This is a genomic window from Streptomyces sp. NPDC045701 (assembly GCF_056432045.1).
The window spans coordinates 1-3,562 of record NZ_JBWKJV010000142.1 but is presented as its reverse complement, the minus strand read 5'-3'; the positions used below and the strand labels follow the sequence as shown (position 1 = coordinate 3,562).

At 66.8% G+C, this 3,562-nt stretch carries 6 protein-coding genes; 3 read left to right on the top strand and 3 right to left on the bottom strand.

Annotation, left to right across the window (positions count from 1 at the left end; genetic code table 11):
- Positions 1–153 precede the first annotated feature (153 nt).
- Positions 154–492: a hypothetical protein gene (locus AC07DW_RS33770; protein WP_478861431.1), complete on the top strand. Its 339-nt coding sequence runs from the start codon at positions 154–156 to the stop codon at positions 490–492.
- A 576-nt stretch (positions 493–1,068) separates the two neighbouring features.
- Here the strand turns inward: AC07DW_RS33770 and AC07DW_RS33765 are convergent.
- Both AC07DW_RS33765 and AC07DW_RS33760 read right to left on the bottom strand, forming a co-directional pair.
- A complete protein-coding gene (locus AC07DW_RS33765; protein ID WP_478861430.1) occupies positions 1,069–1,485 on the bottom strand; it encodes a hypothetical protein in 417 nt (138 codons plus the stop codon).
- A gap of 540 nt (positions 1,486–2,025) precedes the next feature.
- Positions 2,026–2,244 (bottom strand): hypothetical protein, encoded by a 219-nt coding sequence (locus tag AC07DW_RS33760; RefSeq protein ID WP_478861429.1) that lies wholly within the window; start codon positions 2,242–2,244, stop codon positions 2,026–2,028.
- A gap of 205 nt (positions 2,245–2,449) precedes the next feature.
- Here AC07DW_RS33760 and AC07DW_RS33755 point away from each other — a divergent pair, with 205 nt between their 5' ends.
- Positions 2,450–2,710: a DUF6381 family protein gene (locus AC07DW_RS33755; protein ID WP_478861428.1), complete on the top strand. Its 261-nt coding sequence runs from the start codon at positions 2,450–2,452 to the stop codon at positions 2,708–2,710.
- A 53-nt stretch (positions 2,711–2,763) separates the two neighbouring features.
- Here the strand turns inward: AC07DW_RS33755 and AC07DW_RS33750 are convergent, their stop codons facing one another.
- A complete protein-coding gene (locus tag AC07DW_RS33750; RefSeq protein ID WP_478861427.1) occupies positions 2,764–3,093 on the bottom strand; it encodes a hypothetical protein in 330 nt (109 codons plus the stop codon).
- Between the two features lie 3 nt (positions 3,094–3,096).
- On the opposite strand from AC07DW_RS33750, the gene AC07DW_RS33745 reads away from it, so the two are divergent.
- Positions 3,097–3,562 (top strand): transposase (locus AC07DW_RS33745; protein WP_478861426.1); only part of this gene is annotated, 466 nt, incomplete at its 3' end.

Here is a 3,562-nt window from a genome sequence, read left to right as displayed (position 1 = left end):
TCACGCTCAGCCCCGGCCGGATCGGCGCCATCACCAAAGCCGCCCTCGTCCTCAACAACGCCTGGCGATGAATTTCGTCGAGAAAACCTCAGTGGAAGCGCATGTCGGGCATAAGGTCCTGGATATGTTTCATCGTGGACTCGGGGAGGGTGCATGAGCCGGCACCTGCCCACTCTGAATGCTTCTGCCAGGAGCTGGGATTTCGAGGTTCTGGCAGAGGTACGGTCTTGTGCGGCACCGGTATACGCAGTGGCCCAGCCCACGGTGCAGGGAGACTGGCAGGTATTCCTGCTGGAGCGCCCCGACGCCGCTGTGCGTGAAAGCTTCCGCGTCGGGCCCGACTGGCCCCGCTCGGCCGACTCGCAGCTCGCCGAACGCGGCTACGTCGCCCTCGCCTCCCTGCTCTGCATGAACTGGACGCCCCTGCCCGGCGGCGGGCGGGGGTCTCAGGTTTTCCGCGACCAGGATCACGGCGACGAGGAAACCTGGTAGATCAACCGCCGGCTGCAGGCTATTGGCTGGGCCGTGCCCTGCAAGGGACACATCAGGAAATTGCTCCTTGTGCCGCTATCTTGATGCAGCCGTTCGGCTCACCTTCACATAAAACATCTCAGAAAGAAGCCGAAGAGGGTATTGCGCGTTTTGAGGATATCTCGTCGTCCAGCGAATGAAGGAAGAGGCCGACCGGGCGGCATCTTCCTTCGCCGAGCAGCTGTCCTGGCTCGGGCCTGCCGAGCGAGCCGAAGTCGCACACCTCTACGCGCCAGCAGTCATTTTTCACAACAGCAGCAGATGCTATGCGAAAACTTCGCTCCCGTTTGTCAGATTCGCGCAGAGTACAGCCAGCGCTATCACGCCCTGCGCCAGCGCCTGGCAGTCCTGACCGCCTGCTTATTGTTATGGCCCTCTGCCTTATCCCCCTCACCCTGCGAATCGTTACCTGACTCTTCGGCCCGGCAACGTGACGGGAGGTGGTGTGGTGCCGGGCGGGTGCTCTTCTCACCGCCCGGCACCACACGTTCAAAAGGGACCATGCCAGCCCGCCCTTTCCTGCGGGGCCGACCAGGGTCAGGTACGGGTGAAGTGGGTGCGGCGGCGGAGCAGGAGAACTGTTCCGGTGGCGAGGGCGAGGGCGGTCAGGGTGCCGCCGACGGCCGTTGCTGTGGTGCTGGGGACTTGGGTGCCGCCGAGGCCGCCTTGGGCGGGAGTGCCGGCCAGGACGGTGAAGGAGGCGTTCGCGCTTCTGCCGCCGCACTGCACGGTCAAGGTGGCGGCGCCGGTGGTGGCGTTGTTATTCACCCGGGCGGTGGCACTCGTGCTGGCTCCGGCAGGCAGGGTCACGGCGGGGAAGGCGGCGGAGGTGATAGTGCCGCCGCTGGTACAGCCCGAGGCGGTGATGGTCAGCAGCGCGCCCTGATGCACCTGGGAGGGGCTGACGCTGATGTTCGACGGCCCCGTACCGGCCGTGCCGCCTGCCTGTGCCACCCCTGCCGACCCCAGCCCCAGGGCCAGAGCCCCGGCCAGAACGGTCAAGAGGTGTGATGACCTGCACAAGACTCTCCCTGCTCCCGTAAAAAGGCATCGCTTGCCGGTATACCGGCGTCTGCCAGAGTCGGCAGAGGCCCACCGCACCCTCAGCCTCGCCGCAACCCTTGGCCTCCCGCGCGTTTGCGCCTCACCTGCCTGACAAGGCGCAGACGGCAATACCACAGGTGACGGCAGACTTGCGCGAAAAGAAAGACGAATCGGCCTGCTGGTGCAGACGGCCTACGGCCGCCTGCGGTGCACGCTGGATACCGGACCGGGGAACCCGCCTGCCACGGGCGACGACGCCAGTAAAAATGGCCGCTGCCAGAGACGGGCCAGGGAGGTCTGCGCGTAACGCACTGCCCGGTGGTGTCGTTGAAGCAGCGGACGTGTCTGCCGTGCTCCCCTTTGTCACATGGCAGACGCCGCTGCCGTGCCGGGGGCTCTGGACAACGCCTCGACCAGAGCCCCCACCCCGGACGATCTTCCGCGATCTTGTCAGGGCAGGGGTCTCCAGGCCCGGCCGCCGCACCACCGCACCCAGCGCGGATCGTCGAGTACTTCCTCCGGGTCACTCAGACCCGCGGCCTGCAGGATCGCGACGACATCGTGATCGGAAAACGCCGTACCCACATACTGAGCCTCGCCACGGCGCATCACCCGCACCTGCCGGCCCTTCAACGCCGATCCTTCACCCACCACAATCAGCGCAGCCATACTCGCCACTATGACGCTCCCTTCTTCTCGCCGCCACGTGCGCCGCTGTCACCCCGGCGCAAAAGACCTTTCTCCGGAAGAAGGAATCGGGGATGCGAGGGCATGGGAGGGATGCTCTGCTGGTTTCTGCCCCCGCTCTCTTCCTGCTTTGCGTAAGGGGTGATGGTGAGTATGACCAGTGAGCCGGACCGGGTACGGCAGATGCGTGAACAAGGCCGAGGAGTTGCAGGAGCGCGCCAAGCGCGTCGGTGATCCTGCTGAGCACAGACGGCTGAGCGAGAAGGCCCGTCGGCTGCGTGAGCAGAGCAAGGAATCCGGCAGAATACCGGCCGCCCGGATCTGTACTCGCTTAATTCTTCCGGCCGATGGCCTGCGGGCGTTCCCGAGGCGCCTGCTGCGGGCCACCGGCCGGATTCTCCTTTCTCCCCGCCCACCGCGTACCGCGTCGCGTATTTCTGCTGCGTGACGAAATAGGAAGCAGAGCGGTCTTTCCTCGGCCGGACGAGTGCGGGGAGGGTGTTATCCGGCTGCGCGGGAGGCGCTGCGGGCACCCTGGCCTGGAGGTGTGTGCCGCGTGGGGGTGGTGTGGGCGAGGAGGCCTACGGCGTTGTGCCAGGAGGTGCGGTGCATCCCGGCAGCCAGGTCTTCGGCGCTCTGGCGCGCTTGGGCGGGGTCGTGGTGGGTGTGGTGGTGCGGGAGCAGTACCAGCCAGGCGCCTTGCTCCAGTGGGGCGAAGAAGGCCAGGTAGACGCGCCAGCTGGGCGGTGAGGGGGAGGGATTGGGGTGGGCCAGGAAGAGCAGGCCGCGGCCGACGAACACCGTCCGGGTATAGAAGGGGTCGGCCGTCATGCGGTGGAAGAACACCCCAACGCTCCCGCCGGGCCTGTCCTCGCGGCGTGGGGCATCGACACCGGCGCCAAGCCCGTCTTCATCGGACTGGAAGCCGCCGGCCCGGAGTCCCACGACGCCTGGGCCGGCTTCCTCCAGGCACTCCCCGACCGCGGCCTCACCCCGCCGCTGCTGGTGATATCGGATGGCGGCGCCGGACTGATCTCCGCCTGCGAACTCGTCCTGGGCCGCTCGCTGCGGCAGAGGTGTCTGATTCACAAATGCCGCAACGTCACCCCGAAGGTCAGCCGCCACGACCTCGAGGCGGTGAAGAAGGACTTCTGGGAGATCTCCGGCACCGGCCCGCTCGGCCTGCCGCCCGGGCAACAGCTCGCCGAAGCCGTCCAGCGCCGCATCGACGACTTCGCCCCGAAGTGGGAGAAGACCTGCCCGGCGGCCGTCAAGTCCCTTCTGACCGACCGGAGCTCAC

Excerpts from the sequence above, each read along its gene's own strand:
- AC07DW_RS33770 (WP_478861431.1), top strand. The coding sequence starts at position 154 with ATGAGCCGGCACCTGCCCACTCTGAATGCTTCTGCCAGGAGCTGGGAT.
- AC07DW_RS33760 (WP_478861429.1), bottom strand. The coding sequence starts at position 2,244 with ATGGCTGCGCTGATTGTGGTGGGTGAAGGATCGGCGTTGAAGGGCCGG.
- AC07DW_RS33750 (WP_478861427.1), bottom strand. The coding sequence starts at position 3,093 with ATGACGGCCGACCCCTTCTATACCCGGACGGTGTTCGTCGGCCGCGGC.